We start from the raw sequence: 18,275 nt of genomic DNA on the forward strand, positions 1-18,275 counted from the left end.
ACCATGAAGAAATACGCAATCGCACTTGCCGCATCGGCTGCTGCCGTGATCGGCATCTCCTCCGCCGCCCAGGCTGCGGACAAGACGAAGGTCTGCTTCGTCTATGTCGGTTCGCACACCGACGGCGGTTATTCGCAGGCGCACGATCTCGGCCGCCAGCAGGTCCAGGCAGAGTTCGGCGACAAGATCGACACGCCTTACCTCGAAAACGTGCCGGAAGGTCCGGACGCCGAACGCGCCATCGAGCGTCTCGCCCGCTCCGGCTGCCAGCTGATCTTCACGACGTCCTTCGGCTTCATGGACGCGACCGTCAAGGTGGCTGCCAAGTTCCCGAAGGTCAAGTTCGAGCACGGCACCGGCTACAAGTCGGGCCCGAACCTCGCGACCTACAACTCGCGCTTCTATGAAGGCCGCTACATCCTCGGTCAGATCGCCGCCAAGACCTCGAAGAATCATGGCGCTGCCTACATCGCTTCCTTCCCGATTCCTGAAGTCGTGATGGGCATCAACTCCTTCGAGCAGGGCGCAAAGTCGGTCGACCCGAGCTTCAAGCTGAAGGTCATCTGGGTCAACACCTGGTTTGATCCCGGCAAGGAAGCCGATGCCGCCAAGGCAATGGTCGATCAGGGCGTCGACGTGCTGACGCAGCATACCGACACGACCGCGCCGATGCAGGTTGCCGAAGAACGTGGCATTCATGCTTTTGGCCAGGCCTCCGACATGATCGCAGCCGGCCCGAAGGCTCAGCTGACGGCGATCGTCGACACTTGGGGCGCTTACTACTCCAAGCGCGTTCACGCGCTTCTGGACGGCACCTGGAAGTCCGAGCAGAGCTGGGATGGCCTGAAGGACGGCATCCTGAAGATGGCGCCCTATACCAACATGCCTGACGACGTGAAGAAAATGGCCGAGGAAACCGAAGCCAAGATCAAGTCAGGCGAGTTGCATCCCTTCACCGGCCCGATCAACAAGCAGGACGGAACGCCCTGGCTGAAGGCCGGCGAGAAGGCCGATGACGGCACGCTTCTTGGCATGAATTTCTATGTCGAAGGCGTCGACGACAAGCTGCCGGCGCAATAAACAACTTTCAATTCGCAGTTGCGAAGAGCGCCCCTTGTGGGCGCTCTTTTTTTCGCGGTGCATGCGAAGATTCCGATTTACAAAAGTAATACTATATGATTTTTTGACCCTGCGCCGCGAGATGCGGCATTGGGAGAGGAAATCATGAAATTGAAGACTGCACTTTTGAGTGCCACGATTCTTGCTGCCTGCATGTTCGGTTCGGCTTCGGCCGGCGGCTTGACTGTCGGCTTCTCGCAGATCGGCTCGGAATCGGGCTGGCGTGCGGCTGAAACGACCGTTACCAAGGAGCAGGCCAAGAAGCGTGGCATCGATCTGAAGTTTGCCGATGCACAGCAGAAGCAGGAAAACCAGATCAAGGCGCTGCGCTCCTTCATTGCTCAGGGCGTTGATGCCATCCTCATTGCTCCTGTTGTCGAAACCGGCTGGGACGATGTTCTCAAGGAAGCCAAGGAAGCCAAGATTCCGGTCATCCTTCTCGATCGCACCATCAAGGCTCCCGACGATCTCTACTTGACGGCGGTTACGTCGGATCTGGTTCATGAGGGCAAGGTTGCAGGCGACTTCCTCGTCAAGACCGTCGGCGACAAGAAGTGCAATGTCGTCGAGCTGCAGGGCACGACCGGTTCGTCCCCGGCCATCGCCCGCAAGAAGGGCTTCGAAGAGGCTCTTGCCGGCCACGACAACCTGAAGATCGTTCGCAGCCAGACCGGTGACTTCACCCGCACCAAGGGCAAAGAAGTCATGGAAAGCTTCCTGAAGGCCGAGAATGGCGGCAAGGATATCTGCGCTCTCTACGCCCATAACGACGACATGGCCGTCGGCGCCATCCAGGCGATCAAGGAAGCCGGCCTCAAGCCCGGCAAGGATATTCTCGTCGTCTCTATCGACGCCGTGCCTGATATCTTCAAGGCTATGTCCGAAGGCGAGTCCAATGCCACGGTCGAGCTGACGCCGAACATGGCAGGCCCGGCATTCGATGCGCTCGACGCCTATCTGAAGGACAAGAAGGCTCCGCCGAAGTGGATCCAGACCGAGTCCAAGCTCTACACGCCTTCCGACAACCCGATGAAGGTCTACGAAGAAAAGAAGGGTCAGGGCTACTGATTTGAACCTGGAACCGCACCGGCCCATTATGGACCGGTGCGGAACTGCCGGTGTCGGGCCGGGCGTGATGCCCGGACTCGGCATGGGCGTAAGGCGCAATATCAGGAAACCGCAGCCCTCATGGTTCACAATTTCGAGAATATTCTCGCAGCCTCCGGCATATCGAAATTCTTCCCCGGCGCTGTCGCCCTGGACAAGGTGGATTTCACGCTGCGCCGTGGTGAGGTTCATGCGCTGCTTGGCGAAAATGGCGCCGGCAAGTCCACACTAATCAAATGCATTACCGGCGCCTACCATCGTGACGGCGGCAGCCTGACGCTGGACGGCCAGGAGATTAATCCAGCCAATACGCTCGCCGCCCAGAAGCTCGGCATCGGTACGGTCTACCAGGAGGTCAACCTCCTCGCCAATCTGAGTGTGGCGGAAAATCTTTTTCTCGGACGCCAGCCGAGGCGTTTCGGTATGACAGACGTCCGCGCGATGAACCGCAAGGCGCGCGACCTGCTCGCCGGCTACGGCGTGGATATCGACGTCACTGCTGAGCTCAGCCGGTTCTCCGTCGCCGTGCAGCAGGTGGTTGCCATCGCCCGCGCCGTCGATCTCTCCGGCAAGGTGCTGATCCTCGATGAGCCCACGGCAAGCCTCGACAGTCATGAAGTGGAGCTGCTCTTCCGCATCATCGAGGACCTGAAGAAACGCGGGCTCGGCATCGTCTTCATTACCCATTTTCTCGAGCAGGTCTATGCGATCAGCGATCGCATTACCGTGCTGCGCAACGGCAAGCTTGTGGGCACCCGCGACGCCGCCGATCTGCCGCGCCAGGGCCTGATCGCCATGATGCTCGGCCGCGAACTGGCGCATGTCGAGGAGGCGGCGAAGGAACGCAGCCTCCCGGCGGGCGATGTCAGATACCGTTTCGCAGGCTACGGCAAACGCGGCAAGGTCAAACCCTTCGATCTCGAGGTGCGCGCTGGTGAGGTTGTTGGCGTCGCCGGGCTGCTCGGCTCCGGTCGTACGGAAACAGCCGAACTCCTCTTTGGTATCGAGCATGCCGATAGTGGCAGCGCCACGATTGATGGTCAGCCTGCCACGCTTTCGAGCCCGCGCGCGGCAATCGAAAAGGGTTTTGGTTTCTGCCCCGAGGACCGGAAGACCGATGGCATCATCGGCGACCTGTCGATCAGGGAAAACATTGCGCTCGCCCTGCAGGCCCGCCGTGGCTGGACGCGGCCGCTTTCTCGCGCCGAGCAGAATGCGCTCGCCGATCGTTACATCAGGGCGCTCGATATCCGCACGACGGATCGCGAGAAGCCGATCAGGCTGCTCTCCGGCGGCAACCAGCAGAAGGCGATCCTCGCCCGCTGGCTCGCGACCAATCCGAAGTTCCTGATCCTCGACGAGCCGACTCGCGGCATCGATGTCGGCGCTCATGCCGAAATCATCCGACTGATCGAAAAGCTCTGCGCCGATGGCATGTCGTTGATCGTGATTTCCTCGGAGCTTGAAGAGCTTGTCGCCTATAGTTCACGTGTCATCGTACTTCGCGACAGGCAACATGTCGCCGAACTTACAGGCGAACGCATCACGGCGGCTGGCATCGTCGAAGCCATTGCAGCCGCCGAACACAAGAAGGAGGATGCATGAAGTCCTCGATGAATGCGCAGGCCTATCGCCTGGCGCCGCAATTGATCGCGCTAGTTGTCATTCTTTTGTTGAATTTCATAACGTCGCCTCAGTTTTTTAATGTCATGGTTCAAAACGGGCGCCTCTATGGCAGCTTGATCGATGTGCTGAATCGCGGCGCCCCGGTGGCGCTCTTGGCGATTGGCATGACGCTGGTCATCGCCACCAAGGGCATCGACCTTTCCGTCGGCGCGGTCGTCGCCATCTGTGGCGCCGTCGCCGCATCGTCGATTGTTGCAGGGAATTCAGTCCCCTACACAATTTTCCTTACGTTGGCGGTCGGGCTTGCCTGTGGCGTCTGGAACGGTTTCCTGGTGGCTGTCCTCAACATCCAGCCGATCATCGCGACGCTGGTGCTGATGGTCGCTGGCCGCGGCATCGCCCAGCTCATCACCGAAGGCGCCATCCTGACCTTCAACGATGACGGCCTGATTTTCTTCGGCAGCGGCTCCATGGCCCTCCTGCCGATGCCCGTCGTTATCTGGCTGCTCGTCGGCCTGCTCGTCATGCTGCTCGTGCGCCGCACGGCGCTCGGCATGTTGATCGAGGCCGTCGGCATCAATCGCCGCGCCAGCACGCTGTCAGGCATTCAAACGCCGGTGCTGCTGATGGCCGTCTATATGCTGAGCGGTCTCTGTGCTTCGATCGCGGGCATCATCGTCGCCGCCGATATCAAGGGCGCCGACGCCAACAATGCCGGCCTCTGGCTTGAACTCGACGCCATCCTTGCCGTCGTCGTCGGCGGCAATTCGCTGCTCGGCGGTCGCTTCAGCATTCTCGGATCGCTGATTGGCGCAATGATCATCCAGGCGGTGAATACCGGCATCCTGTCCTCCGGCTTCCCGCCCGAATTCAACCTGATCATCAAGGCCGTCATCATCATTGTGATCCTCGTGATCCAGTCGCCGGCGGTGCAATCGCTCGCCATCTTCGCCAGCCGTCGGCAGGGCGGAAGGGAGTAGCCGAAATGAACTCCAAATATCTGCCGCTGCTTGCGACCATCGTCATCTTCGTGCTCGCCTATGCCGGCTGCACGCTGCAATATCCGAACATGCTGTCGACGCGGGTCATCGGCAATCTTTTGACCGACAACGCTTTTCTCGGGATCGCCGCCGTCGGCATGACCTTCGTCATCATTTCCGGCGGCATCGATCTGTCGATCGGCTCCGTTATCGCCTTCACCGGTGTCTTCCTGGCAGTGATCCTTCAGAAGACCTCGATCCATCCGCTGGTGGCCTTCGCGCTCGTTCTCGTCATTACCACCACCTTCGGCGCTATCATGGGCGCGATCATCCACTATCTCGAAATGCCGGCCTTCATCGTCACGCTCGCCGGAATGTTCCTGGCGCGCGGCATGGCTTTCGTGCTCTCCATCGACAGCATCCCGATCGATCACGAATATTATGCGACGCTGACGAGCCTCAGTTATCGTCTGCCCGGCGGCGGGCGGCTGACACTGATCGGCGGCATCATGCTTCTGGTCTTTGCCGCCGGCATCTTCATTGCACACCGCACCCGTTTCGGCACAAATGTCTATGCACTCGGTGGTGGCCCGCAGACGGCGCGGCTCATGGGTGTGCCGGTCGGTCGCACGACGATCCAGATCTATGCGCTCTGTGGTTTTCTGGCGGGTCTATCCGGGATCGTATTTTCGCTGTACACCTCTGCCGGATATTCGCTTGCGGCAGTCGGCGTCGAACTCGACGCCATCGCTGCAGTCGTTATCGGAGGGACGTTGCTGACGGGAGGAGCGGGATTCGTGGCTGGAACCTTGATCGGTATCCTGATCCAGGGGCTCATTCAGACCTACATCACATTCGACGGCACGCTGTCGAGCTGGTGGACAAAGATCCTGATCGGGCTTCTGCTATTTGCATTCATCCTGATGCAGAAGGCCATCCTGTTCCTTTCCAGTCTGAACAAGAGGTATGCCTGAAGGGGAGGGTCGCTTGCGCAACAAACTGACCGAGGCACGCAAGACAGGGCGCAGAACCCGGACGAGCCACGCGCAAGTGGTCGACGAGCTCGGCAAGGCGATCGTCGCCGGCACCTATCCGGTCGGCTCGATCCTGCCGGGCGATACGGAGCTGGCGCAACGCTTCAAGGTGTCCCGCACCGTGCTGCGCGAGACGATGAAGACACTCGCCGCCAAGGGCATGGTCGTCGCCAAGGCGCGGGTCGGCACTCGCGTGACCGAAAAGAACCTCTGGAACATGTTCGACAGCGAGATCATCGCATGGCACTTCGACAACGGTGTGACGGAGGAGTTTCTGCTGCAGCTCTATGATATCCGCCTCGCCGTCGAACCTTTCGCCGCCGGTCTCGTCGCCGAACGGGCCAATGCCGAGGATATCGAGACGCTCCGCGCACTGGCGCTCGACATGGCGGCAAGCGGCCACACCGCCGACAGCCTGGCGCTTGCCGACCTGCGCTTTCACCTGGCGCTCGCCGAGGCCTCGCACAATCCTTTCATGCGCACCCTCGGCAGCCTGATCGAAGCGGCTCTCGTCGGCATGTTCCGCATAAGCACGCCGCCCTCGGAAAACGGATTCGCCAACATCGCCGACACCCACATGCGCATCGTCGATGCCATCGTTTCCGGCGATAGCGCGGCCGCGCGCCGCGCGATGGAACTCGTCATCCTGGATGGCCGCCATCACGTCCACGAAGCCTTTGCAGCCCATGGATCTCCTGCAGTCATGGAGCCGATTTCTCCCGCAATTTAACCTTCGCAAGCGCGAGACAGCACCTTGAATCCGCGCATCATGCTTTCCGAAAATCGATTCCGATTTCAGGAATTATGCAGTATGAGGCAACAAAGCCGCCTTATGGCGCGGATTCGCGGAGCAGATCATGGAACGTACTTGCCTTGCCGTCATCCTTGCCGCCGGTGACAGCACGCGGATGAAATCTTCGAAATCGAAGGTGCTGCATCCGGTCGCCGGACGACCGATGATTGCCCATGTCGTGGAGGCGGTCGCCTCCGCCGGCATCTCGTCCGTCGCGCTCGTCGTCGGTCGCGACGCCGAGGAGGTCGCTAAGGCCGCAACCATAAACGGCGTCGGCGTCGAATCCTATCTGCAGAAAGAGCGTCTAGGCACTGGCCACGCGGTGCTGGCGGCGCGCGAAGCGATCGCCAAGGGCTATGACGACATCCTCGTTACCTATGGCGACGTGCCGCTCCAGACTGATGGACCGCTGAAGGCCGCCCGCCAAGGTCTTGCCGATGGCAGCGATGTCGTCGTCATCGGCTTCCACACCGACCGCCCCACCGGCTATGGCCGTCTGCTCGTCAAGGACGGCGAACTCATTGCCATTCGCGAGGAGAAGGACGCAACTGATGCCGAGCGCACCGTCACTTGGTGCAACAGCGGGCTAATGGCCATCAACGGCCGCAAGGCGCTCGATATGCTCTCGCGCATCGGCAATGCCAATGCCAAGGGCGAATTCTATCTGACCGATCTCGTCGAGATCGCCCGTTCGCTCGGTGGGCGCGTCACCGCCGTCGATGCTCCCGAGATCGAGATGACCGGCTGCAACACCCGAGCCGAACTCGCCGTCATCGAGCGCTTCTGGCAGGAACGCCGTCGTCACGAGATGATGCTGGCGGGCGTTACGATGATCGCACCGGAAACGGTCTTTCTCTCCTACGACACCGTCATCGGCCAGGATGCGCTGATCGAACCGAACGTTGTCTTCGGCCCTGGTGCTGTGATCGACAGCGGCGCTGTCATTCATGCCTTCTCGCACATCGAGGGCGCCCATGTCAGCGAGGGCGCGACTGTCGGCCCCTTCGCGCGGCTGCGGCCGGGCGCGGATCTCGCCAACGGTTCGAAGGTCGGCAATTTCTGCGAGGTCAAGAACGGCCGGATCGGCGAGGGCGCCAAGGTCAACCACCTCACCTATATCGGCGATGCTGTCATCGGCGCCGGCAGCAATATCGGCGCGGGCACGATCACCTGCAATTATGACGGCGTCAACAAGAGCGAGACGGTGATCGGCGAAAACGCCTTCATCGGTTCCAACTCTTCGCTGGTCGCGCCGGTGACGATCGGCGACGGCGCCTATATCGCTTCCGGCAGTGTCATTACCGCCAACGTGCCGGCCGATGCGCTGGCGCTCGGCCGCGCCCGCCAGGAGATCAAGCCGGGCCGCGCGACGCTGCTGCGCGAGCGTGCGCTCGCCATCAAGGCGGCGAAGAAGGCCAAGGCTTGAGGCCGCTTTGCGTAACCGGCGGAAATTCAAAGTGACCGCCGAGGCGATTGAGAAATAAGCGAAAATCGTTAGGACTGGCCTCGTTATTAGAGGCTTATGGGGATATTGCATGTGCGGCATTGTGGGGATCGTCGGAACTCAGCCGGTGGCCGGGCGCCTGGTCGATGCGCTGAAGCGTCTCGAATATCGCGGATATGATTCCGCTGGTGTCGCCACCATCCATCAGGGCGTGATGGATCGCCGCCGTGCCGAGGGCAAGCTCTTCAATCTGGAGAAACGCCTCGACAGCGAACCGCTGCCCGGCACGATCGGCATCGCCCATACACGCTGGGCGACGCACGGTATTCCCAATGAGACCAACGCCCATCCGCATTTCGTCGAGGGTGTCGCCGTCGTGCATAATGGCATCATCGAGAACTTCTCCGAGTTGCGCGACGAACTGACCGAGGAGGGATCGGTCTTCGAGACCCAGACCGACACCGAAGTCGTCGCCCAACTGATGGCGAAATACCTGCGCGAAGGCCTAGAGTCGCGCGCCGCCATGCTGAAGATGCTGAACCGGGTGACCGGCGCCTATGCGCTCGCCGTTATGCTGAAGGCCGAGCCCGGCACGATCATGGCCGCCCGTTCCGGCCCGCCGCTCGCTGTCGGCTACGGCCGCGGCGAGATGTTCCTGGGCTCGGATGCGATCGCACTTTCGCCCTTCACCAACGAGATCACCTATCTCGTCGACGGCGATTGCGCCGTCATCGACCGCGACGGCGTCTCGGTGGTCGATTTTTCCGGCAAGCCGGTCAAGCGCGCGCGCCAGATTTCGCAGGCGACCGCCTATGTCGTGGACAAGGGCAACCACCGCCATTTCATGGAAAAGGAAATCTATGAGCAGCCGGAGGTCATCTCCCATGCGCTCAGCCATTACGTGGACTTCGCCCAGAACACGATCGGCATCAATGCCGCCGCGATCGACTTCAAGGCGGCGAGCGGCCTTGCGATCTCGGCCTGCGGCACCGCCTATCTCGCCGGCCTTGTCGGCAAATACTGGTTCGAGCGTTATGCCCGCCTGCCTGTTGAAATCGACGTCGCCTCCGAATTCCGCTACCGCGAAATGCCGCTGTCGCCATCGCAGGCTGCACTCTTCATCTCACAATCAGGCGAAACCGCCGATACGCTGGCATCCCTGCGCTATTGCCGGGAGAACGGCCTGAAGATCGGCGCGATCGTTAACGTCCGCGAATCGACGATCGCCCGCGAATCCGACGCGATCTTCCCGATCATGGCCGGCCCCGAGATCGGCGTCGCCTCGACCAAGGCATTCACCTGCCAGCTTGCCGTGCTGGCGTCTCTGGCGATCGGCGCCGGCAAGGCGCGTGGCACGGTGAGTGCGGATGAGGAGAAGGCGCTGGTGCGCCATCTCGCCGAGATGCCGCGCATCATGAGCCGGGTGCTGAACCTCATCCAACCGCAGATGGAAAGCCTGTCGCGGGAACTCTCCAAGTGCAAGGACGTGCTTTATCTTGGCCGCGGCACCAGCTTCCCACTTGCGATGGAAGGTGCGCTGAAGCTCAAGGAAATCTCCTATATCCATGCCGAAGGTTATGCCGCCGGCGAATTGAAGCACGGGCCGATCGCATTGATCGACGAGAACATGCCTGTCATCGTCATCGCCCCCTATGACCGCTTCTTTGAAAAGACCGTCTCGAACATGCAGGAGGTCGCAGCCCGCGGCGGCCGCATCATCTTCATCACCGACGAAGCGGGAGCGGCGGCCACGAAACTGCCGACCGTGGCAACGATCACCCTACCTGTGGTCGACGAAATCATCGCGCCGATGATCTTCTCGCTGCCGATCCAGTTGCTCGCCTATCACACGGCCGTCTTCATGGGCACCGACGTCGATCAGCCGCGCAACCTGGCGAAATCCGTGACGGTGGAGTAAGCCTTTGTTAGCTGGGACTTCACGCTGAAACGTATTGTGCGGCGTGGCGAATTCTGGCAATTTTACCATGCGGACAAAGGGGGAAAGGCCGGTATACCGGCCTGTCCAGGACGGAAATGGAGTTCATCTGGAAGCGATGGCCGACAATACCCCCCGAATGCCGGTCGCGACCCGGCTGCGGAATAATTTTCTAGCAGGCCTGATCATCTGTGCGCCGATCGCGATCACGATCTGGCTGACCTGGACCTTCATCCACTGGTCGGACAGCTGGGTCAGGCCCTATATTCCGGCACGCTGGAATCCGGAAAGTTATCTCAATTTCGCCATTCCCGGTTTCGGCCTGCTGATCGCCGTGGTGCTGATCACCGTCGTCGGCTTCCTCGGCAAGAACCTGATCGGCCAGAGCATCGTCCGCTTCGGCGAATCGGTCGTCCAGCGCATGCCGCTGGTGCGTACGATCTACAGAAGCGTGAAGCAGATTTTCGAAACAGTGCTGAAGGAGCAGGCGAATTCCTTCAAGAAGGTCGGCCTCATCGAATATCCGGGTCCCGGCCTCTGGGCGCTGGTCTTTATCGCCACCGACGCCAAGGGCGAGATCGCCTCGAAGTTCAATGCCATGGGCCAGGACATGGTCGCCGTCTTCCTGCCGCCGACGCCCGTGCCGACGGCTGGCTTCCTTGTCTTCGTCCCCCGCGAGAAGATCGTCCTGCTCGACATGAGCCCGGAAGACGCCGCCAAATTCCTGATTTCGGGCGGCCTCGTCGCCCCCGAACATAAGCCGTCCGAGCCGAAGCAGAAGCACCTGCCACGGCCGAAACCGGTTGCGGTTTCAAAGGCGGATTGATGCATGTCGCCCAAAAGTGTCAGCGGTTTTGGGATAACGACATGCATGAAACAAAGACTTGAAGCGCGCCGCAGCGCGCTTTATCCCGCTCTTAAGAACCGGATCGCCTCGTCGCGGCGGAAGAGATAGAGCAGGGTGCGGATCGCCTGTCCCCTTTCACTGGTCAGTTCCGGATCGCGTTCAATGAGGTAGGCCGCATCCTTGCGGGCGATCTCCAGCAAGTCCGCATGGGCCTCGAGGCTGGCAATGCGGAAGCCCGGCGTGCCGGATTGCCTTGTGCCGAGCAATTCGCCTTCGCCGCGCAATTTCAGGTCCTCTTCGGCAATACGGAAACCGTCCTCCGTCTCCCGCATGATCGAAAGCCTGGCGTGGCCGGTTTCGCCCAGCGGTCCCTTGTAAAGCAGGATGCAGGTCGACGCCTCGTCGCCGCGCCCGACGCGGCCGCGCAGCTGATGCAATTGCGCCAGGCCGAAGCGCTCGGCATGTTCGATCACCATGATCGTCGCATCCGGCACGTCGACGCCGACCTCGACGACCGTGGTCGCGACGAGAAGCCGCGTCTCGCCATTCTTGAACGCCATCATCGCCGCATCCTTCTCCGGCCCGCTCATGCGACCATGGATGAGGCCGATATCGGGGCCGAGTGCGGAGACAAGCGTTGCATGCCGCTCCTCGGCCGACATCAGGTCGAGCTCTTCAGACTCCTCGACCAGCGGACAGATCCAGTAGGCCTTCTTGCCCTCCGCGATCGCCCCCTGTAGCCGCCCGACGATCTCTCCTGTCCGCTCCATCGGGATGGTGATCGTCTGGATCGGTTTGCGGCCGGCCGGTTTCTCGGTGAGCTTGGAGACGTCCATATCGCCGAAGGCGGCAAGTACCAGCGTGCGCGGGATCGGCGTCGCCGTCATGACGAGCATATGCGGGGAGATGCCCTTGGCCGTCAGCCTCAGGCGCTGATGCACACCGAAACGGTGCTGCTCGTCAACGACGGCGAGCATCAGATTGGCGTAGGCAACACTGTCCTGGAACAGCGCATGCGTGCCTATGATGATCTGTGCCGCGCCGGAGGCGATACGCTCGAGGATGTCCTCCCGTTCGCGTCCCTTAGTGCGCCCGGTCAGCACCTCGATGCCGAGCCCGGCGGAGGCAGCGAATTTCGAGATCGTCGCGTGGTGCTGTCGCGCCAGGATTTCGGTCGGCGCCATCAGCACGGCTTGGCCGCCGCTTTCGATCACTGCTGCCATCGCCATCAGCGCCACCAGCGTCTTGCCGGAGCCGACATCGCCCTGCAGCAGCCGTAACATGCGGTCGGTGCCGGCCATGTCCTTCAGAACGTCGGCGATCGCCTCGTTCTGGCTTGCTGTGAGCGAGAAGGGCAGTGTCTTCAGGATCGTGCCGCTGACGGCGCCGGTTGCATGCACCGGCTGGCCCGCCACCTTGCGCAGCCTCTGGCGCACGAGGCTCAGCGACAGCTGGCCGGCGAGGAACTCGTCATAGGCGAGGCGCCGCCGGGCAGGGGCCTGCGGATCGACATCTGAAGGATCGCGCGGCTCGTGAAGCATATGGAAGCTGTCGCGGATAGACGGCAGGCCCTGCTTCTGTGTCAGCGCCAGATCGATCCATTCCGGCATTTCCGGAAATCGCGGTAGGGCGGCGTCGATGATCTTGCGCAACGTTTTCGGCGAAAGCCCTGCTGTCAGTGGGTAGATCGGCTCGACGAGCGGCAGGCTCTCAGCCTCCTCCGCTTTGACGATATAGTCGGGATGCACCATCGAGGCGCGGCCGTTGAACCAGTCGATCTTGCCGCTGACCGTCACTTCTGCATCGATCGGCAATTGCTTTTCCAGCCAGGCCGCCTGTCCGCGGAAGAAAACCAGCGTCAGCTCGCCGGTCTCGTCATGCAGGAAGACCCTATAGGGGATGTTGCTTTTGCCGCGCGGCGGCGCCTGATGCCGGTCGACACGCGCAGTGATGGTCACGATCGCGCCCTGTGGCGCGCGGGCGATTCCCGGCTGGTTGCGGCGGTCGATCAGCGAAAAAGGCGCATGGAAGATGAGATCGATGACCCGGCAATCCTCCGGCGTCTCCCGTCCGAGCAGCTTGACGAGCAGTTCGGCGATCTTCGGGCCGACGCCCGGAAGGCCCGAAACGGGAGAAAACAGGGGATCGAGAATGGCGGGGCGCATGCGGCCAAAATGCGATGAACAATGCGGCCTTGGCAAGGCTGACAAGCCGCTTTCGAGGGTCTATAGAGGCGCATCAACAGGAAGGTACTGCCATGACAGGTGTCACGCTCACGAGTGCCGGTCTCGACCCGCGCCGCCGCCGGATCCTTTTCCGCTGCTGGCATCGCGGCATCCGCGAGATGGATCTGGTTTTCGGCCAGTTCGCCGAAGCCGAGATCGCGACGCTGTCGGAAGCCGAACTCGACGAGTTCGAGACGATCATGGCGGAAGAAGACAATGATCTCGTCCGCTGGATCATGGGAACCTGGCCGGTCCCCGAACGTTTCCAGACACCGATGTTTGCCCGCATCGCCGCCTACAAGCCCGATTTCGACAAGCCCCTCAGGACGCCGGAATGATCCCTGGTTTCGATGCGAAGAAGCTTGCGGCCGTTGCCGAGCCGCTAACGATCGGCAATACGCCTGCCGGTCTGGAACCTCTGCTGCTTGCAGAGCTCGCCCGGACGGGAGAGCCGGTCGCCTATGTCATGTCCGATGGCCACCGCATGGCCGATCTCGAACAGATGCTGGGCTTCGTCGCGCCCGACATTCCGGTTCTGACCCTACCGGCCTGGGATTGCCTGCCCTATGACCGCGTCTCGCCGAGCGCCGATACCTCGGCACGCCGGCTGGCCGCACTTGGCGGCCTCATCGCCCATCGCAAGAAACCGCATGCCGCAATCGTGCTCGTCACGGCCAATGCGATGCTGCAGAAGGTGGCGCCGCAGGATGTCATCGAAAGCCTGAGCTTTTCGGCCCGTCCTGGCAACCAGCTGCGCATGGATGATCTCGCCGGCCGTCTCGAGCGCAACGGCTTCGAGCGTGTCGCGACCGTCAGAGAAGTCGGCGAATATGCTGTGCGCGGCGGCATTCTCGACGTCTTCGTGCCGGGTTCGGAAGAACCGGTCCGCCTTGATTTCTTCGGCGATACGCTGGAATCGATCCGCAGCTTCGACCCCGCCAGCCAGCGCACGACAGGACAGGTGCGCTCCCTCGATCTCAACCCGATGAGCGAGGTGACGCTGACGCCCGATACGATCAGCCGCTTCCGCAAGAACTACCTCTCCGCTTTCGGTGCGACGACGCGCGACGACGCGCTCTATCTCGCTGTCTCCGAGGGCCGCCGTTATCCCGGCATGGAGCACTGGCTGCCGCTCTTCTACGAGAAGCTCGATACTGTCTTCGATTATTTGAGCGGCTTCCGTATCGTCACCGATCATACGGTGCGCGAGGCGGCTGAGGAGCGCTCCAAACTCGTCCTCGATTACTACGATGCCCGCCTGAATTCAGGACAACCCGCCAAGGGGCAGATGGCGCAGGGCACGCCCTACAAGCCGGTGACGCCGGGCCAGCTCTACCTCGACAGCAAGCTGTTCGCAAAGACCCTGGATGCGCTCGGTGCGATCCGCATCAGTCCCTTCAACGAGCATGAGGGCGAGGCGAGGCGGGTGATCAATGTCGAAGCCCACCAGGGCCAGCGCTGGGCTCGCTCGAATGCCGAGGGCGGCGACGCGGAGCGTGTCAACGTCTTCGACGCCGTCGTCAAGCATATCGCCGACCGCCGCGCCGGCGGGGCGAAGGTGCTCGTCACCGCCTGGACCGAAGGCTCGCTGGAGCGTCTGCTGCAGGTGCTGAACGAACACGGCCTGGAAAAGGTGAAGCCTGTCGAGGCGCTGAAAGATCTTGGCTCCCTGGGAAGAGGCGAGGCGGCCGCGGCCGTGCTCAACCTCGAATCCGGTTTCGAATCCGGTGATCTCGTCGTCATCGGCGAGCAGGATATATTGGGCGACCGCATGGTGCGCCGCTCCAAGCGCCGCAAGCGCGCCGCTGATTTCATTTCGGAGGTCGCCGGCCTCGACGAGGGCTCGATCGTCGTTCACGCCGAGCATGGCATCGGCCGCTTCGTGGGGCTCAGGACCATCGAAGCGGCGGGCGCCCCGCATGCCTGCCTCGAACTGCAATATGCCGACGAGGCCAAGCTTTTCCTGCCGGTCGAAAACATCGATCTTCTCTCGCGCTACGGCGGCGAGGGTACTGATGCCCAGCTCGACAAGCTCGGCGGCGGTGCCTGGCAGATGCGCAAGGCCAAGCTCAAGCGGCGCCTGCTCGACATGGCCGATGCGCTGATCCGCATCGCCGCCGAGCGCCTGACGCGCCATGCGCCGATGCTGACGGCACCGGACGGCCTTTACGACGAGTTTGCCGCCCGCTTCCCCTATGACGAGACCGAAGATCAGGACAACGCCATAGACGCGGTGCGTTCCGATCTCGGCGCCGGCCGGCCGATGGACCGCCTCATCTGCGGCGATGTCGGCTTCGGCAAAACGGAAGTGGCGCTGCGCGCCGCCTTTGTCGCGGCGATGAATGGCGTGCAGGTCGCTGTCGTCGTGCCGACGACATTGCTTGCCCGCCAGCATTTCAAAACCTTCTCCGAGCGTTTCCGCGGCCTGCCGGTTCGCGTCCAGCAGGCCTCGCGCCTTGTCGGATCGAAGGAACTGACGCTGACCAAAAAGGAAGTGGCTGAAGGCAAGACCGATATCGTCGTCGGCACTCATGCGCTGCTCGGCGCTGGCATTAATTTCGCCAATCTCGGCCTGCTCATCATCGACGAAGAACAGCATTTCGGCGTCAAGCATAAGGAGCGGCTGAAGGAGCTGAAGAGCGACGTGCACGTGCTGACGCTGTCGGCGACGCCGATTCCGCGCACACTGCAGCTCGCGATGACCGGGGTGCGCGAACTGTCGCTGATCACCACCCCGCCGGTCGATCGCATGGCGGTCCGCACCTTCATATCGCCGTTCGACAGCCTGGTCATTCGCGAGACGCTAATGCGCGAGCACTATCGCGGCGGCCAGAGCTTCTATGTCTGCCCCAGGCTTGCTGATCTCGAGGATGTACACGCCTTCCTGCAATCGGATGTGCCGGAGCTAAAGGTTGCCGTCGCTCACGGCCAGATGCCGGCCGGCGAACTCGAAGACATCATGAACGCCTTCTATGAGGGCCGCTACGACGTGCTGCTCTCGACCACCATCGTCGAATCCGGCCTCGATGTGCCCACAGCCAATACGCTGATCGTCCACCGCGCCGATATGTTCGGCCTTGCCCAGCTCTATCAGCTGCGCGGCCGCGTCGGCCGCTCAAAGGTGCGCGCCTTCGCGCTCTTCACCCTGCCTGTCAACAAGGTGCTGACGGCGACGGCCGAACGCCGGCTCAAGGTGCTGCAGTCGCTCGATACGCTCGGCGCCGGCTTCCAGCTGGCGAGCCACGACCTCGACATCCGCGGCGCCGGCAATCTGCTCGGCGAGGAGCAGTCCGGCCATATCAAGGAGGTCGGCTTCGAACTCTACCAGCAGATGCTGGAAGAGGCCGTCGCCGAGGTGAAGGGCGTCGACGAGATCCACGACACCGGCTGGTCGCCGCAAATATCCGTCGGCACGACGGTGATGATCCCGGACGGTTACGTGCCGGACCTGCATCTCCGCATGGCGCTCTACCGTCGCCTCGGTGAAATTACCGAACTCAAGGAAATCGATGGCTTCGGCGCCGAGATGATCGACCGCTTCGGCCCGATGCCGATCGAAGTCCAGCATCTCTTAAAGATCGTCTATATCAAGTCGCTCTGCCGTACCGCCAATGTCGAAAAGCTCGACGCCGGCCCGAAGGGCGTCGTCGTGCAGTTCCGCAACAAGGAATTCCCCAACCCGGCAAATCTCGTCGGCTATATCGGCAAGCAGGGCACGATGGCAAAGATCCGCCCCGATCACAGCCTCTTCCTGACCCGCGACCTGCCGACGCCGGAAAAGCGCCTGCAGGGTGCCGCCGTGATCATGACGCAACTGGCCGAGATGGCGAAGTAAACCGGAGGAGACGGGCATGGCGACATACGGCGCAACGATCGCCTGGCAGCGAAACGGCGAAACCTTCACCGACAATCGCTACAGCCGCGTCCACCGCTGGACATTCGACGGCGGCATCGAGGTGAGGGCATCCTCATCCTCCCATGTCGTTCCGCTGCCCTATTCCGCGGAGGATGCCGTCGATCCAGAAGAGGCCTTCGTCGCCTCGCTCTCCAGCTGCCACATGCTCTGGTTCCTGTCGATCGCCGCGAAACAGGGCTTTTGCGTCGACAGCTACACCGATGCCGCCGAAGGTGTCATGGAAAAGAATGCCGAAGGCCGCCTCGCCATGACTGTCGTGACGCTTCGTCCGCATGCCGTTTTCACTGGCGAAAAGCAGCCCTCGCTGAGCGAGATCGAAGCCCTGCACCATCTCGCGCACGACGAATGCTTCATTGCCAATTCGGTGAAGACTGAAGTGCGCTGCGTTCCGGTTCTAGGCTGACTAAGGCCGCTTGCCGAACAGGAGACTCCACAGTTTCGCTCTCCGAGTCATTCTTTGGAAATATAGACTGTAAACCTGTTTCTTGCGGATTAGAGATTTCTCAATTCTGACAAGAATTTTCTGCTGATCTGATCCAACTGTATCACCATCCGCGATATTTGGTCGGCACTCGATCAAATACGTTGCGAAGCCAAACATGAATTCATGCAAGCTCTGAATCGTGTCAGGGTAGCCTCGTGCTTCGATCTCCTTTAAACCGAAGTTGCCCAAACCTTCCGTCGAGCAAAAGATTGAAGGCACCGAAAAACGCGATGCGTTTTCTTTCGCAAAAAAGCAGGAAACAAAAAGCGGAACGGCGACCTCGTCATTCTTCTCAAGCACCGACAGGGCCATTGACGTCGGCAGCAACGTCCCTGAGGACGGATAGCCGACGCCGATTGCGGAGGGAATGCTTGTCAGGATCAACTGCAGCATCCTTTGAAGGGCTGAAGCTTTTTGTTTTGCGCCATCCCCGCCGAAAATAGCTACAATGATATGGGACTGGTGCCGGCTGATCTCTTTCCAAGCGGTCGGCCAAAACCATGCGTTTCTTATTTCCGGGTCGGTTTCGGCCAAAGGAGCTTTGACATCCATGAACATCACGCTGCCGCCCAAGGTGCTGTCGTGAAAGACGAAGAGTGGCTTACTCTCGCTGTTGTGAGATATATCTATGCTCGAGTCGGGCCAGGTTTGCGGTAACGCATGGGAAATGGACGACAGACAATCTGGATCGCCGTCTTCCATAAATATGATCGCGATCATCGAGTCCGAATTAGGAGCAGGTTCATTTGGAGAAAACACTGGAG

Annotated in this window: 14 protein-coding genes; 12 read left to right on the forward strand and 2 right to left on the reverse strand. The window is 61.3% G+C overall.

What is annotated here, in order from left to right:
* Positions 1–3: 3 nt before the first annotated feature.
* From NE852_RS10220 to NE852_RS10260, 9 genes are all read left to right on the forward strand, one after another.
* Positions 4–1,080 (forward strand): BMP family ABC transporter substrate-binding protein, encoded by a 1,077-nt coding sequence (locus NE852_RS10220; RefSeq protein ID WP_008526630.1) that lies wholly within the window; start codon positions 4–6, stop codon positions 1,078–1,080.
* 144 nt (positions 1,081–1,224) lie between these two features.
* Entirely contained in the window at positions 1,225–2,187 is a 963-nt protein-coding gene (ytfQ, locus tag NE852_RS10225) for a galactofuranose ABC transporter, galactofuranose-binding protein YtfQ (protein ID WP_008526629.1), read from the forward strand.
* Positions 2,188–2,307: 120 nt separating this feature from the next.
* Positions 2,308–3,831 (forward strand): galactofuranose ABC transporter, ATP-binding protein YtfR, encoded by a 1,524-nt coding sequence (gene ytfR, locus NE852_RS10230; protein ID WP_258156477.1) that lies wholly within the window; start codon positions 2,308–2,310, stop codon positions 3,829–3,831.
* Positions 3,828–4,832 carry an ABC transporter permease gene (locus tag NE852_RS10235; protein ID WP_258156478.1) on the forward strand — a complete coding sequence of 335 codons (1,005 nt, stop codon included), beginning with the start codon at positions 3,828–3,830 and terminating at the stop codon, positions 4,830–4,832. The genes ytfR and NE852_RS10235 overlap by 4 nt, the downstream gene beginning before the upstream one ends.
* A 5-nt stretch (positions 4,833–4,837) precedes the next feature.
* Positions 4,838–5,806, forward strand: a complete 969-nt coding sequence (gene yjfF, locus NE852_RS10240; protein ID WP_008526614.1) for a galactofuranose ABC transporter, permease protein YjfF — start codon at positions 4,838–4,840, stop codon at positions 5,804–5,806.
* 13 nt (positions 5,807–5,819) lie between these two features.
* Positions 5,820–6,596: a FadR/GntR family transcriptional regulator gene (locus tag NE852_RS10245; protein WP_008526612.1), complete on the forward strand. Its 777-nt coding sequence runs from the start codon at positions 5,820–5,822 to the stop codon at positions 6,594–6,596.
* Between the two features lie 127 nt (positions 6,597–6,723).
* Entirely contained in the window at positions 6,724–8,085 is a 1,362-nt protein-coding gene (glmU, locus tag NE852_RS10250) for a bifunctional UDP-N-acetylglucosamine diphosphorylase/glucosamine-1-phosphate N-acetyltransferase GlmU (protein ID WP_258156479.1), read from the forward strand.
* A 109-nt stretch (positions 8,086–8,194) separates the two neighbouring features.
* Entirely contained in the window at positions 8,195–10,021 is a 1,827-nt protein-coding gene (gene glmS / locus NE852_RS10255) for a glutamine--fructose-6-phosphate transaminase (isomerizing) (protein ID WP_008526595.1), read from the forward strand.
* Between the two features lie 136 nt (positions 10,022–10,157).
* Positions 10,158–10,865, forward strand: a complete 708-nt coding sequence (locus NE852_RS10260) for a DUF502 domain-containing protein (protein ID WP_258156480.1) — start codon at positions 10,158–10,160, stop codon at positions 10,863–10,865.
* Positions 10,866–10,945: 80 nt separating this feature from the next.
* Here NE852_RS10260 and recG read toward each other — a convergent pair whose 3' ends face one another.
* Positions 10,946–13,051 carry an ATP-dependent DNA helicase RecG gene (gene recG, locus NE852_RS10265; RefSeq protein WP_258156481.1) on the reverse strand — a complete coding sequence of 702 codons (2,106 nt, stop codon included), beginning with the start codon at positions 13,049–13,051 and terminating at the stop codon, positions 10,946–10,948.
* 92 nt (positions 13,052–13,143) lie between these two features.
* On the opposite strand from recG, the gene NE852_RS10270 reads away from it, so the two are divergent.
* The 3 genes from NE852_RS10270 to NE852_RS10280 are packed head-to-tail and all read left to right on the forward strand — an operon-like array spanning position 13,144 to position 17,430.
* A complete protein-coding gene (locus NE852_RS10270) occupies positions 13,144–13,449 on the forward strand; it encodes a succinate dehydrogenase assembly factor 2 (protein ID WP_008526583.1) in 306 nt (101 codons plus the stop codon).
* A complete protein-coding gene (mfd, locus tag NE852_RS10275; RefSeq protein ID WP_008526582.1) occupies positions 13,446–16,946 on the forward strand; it encodes a transcription-repair coupling factor in 3,501 nt (1,166 codons plus the stop codon). Before NE852_RS10270 ends, mfd begins: the two co-directional genes overlap by 4 nt.
* A gap of 16 nt (positions 16,947–16,962) precedes the next feature.
* The gene (locus tag NE852_RS10280) at positions 16,963–17,430 is read left to right on the forward strand and encodes an OsmC family protein (RefSeq protein ID WP_008526580.1); all 468 of its coding nucleotides are present in this window, start codon (positions 16,963–16,965) and stop codon (positions 17,428–17,430) included.
* Here the strand turns inward: NE852_RS10280 and NE852_RS10285 are convergent, their stop codons facing one another.
* Positions 17,431–18,231: a DUF4261 domain-containing protein gene (locus tag NE852_RS10285; RefSeq protein ID WP_008526578.1), complete on the reverse strand. Its 801-nt coding sequence runs from the start codon at positions 18,229–18,231 to the stop codon at positions 17,431–17,433. It lies immediately after the preceding gene.
* Positions 18,232–18,275 lie beyond the last annotated feature (44 nt).

It is taken from the genome of Rhizobium sp. Pop5, assembly GCF_024721175.1.
In the GTDB taxonomy this organism is placed as follows: domain Bacteria; phylum Pseudomonadota; class Alphaproteobacteria; order Rhizobiales; family Rhizobiaceae; genus Rhizobium.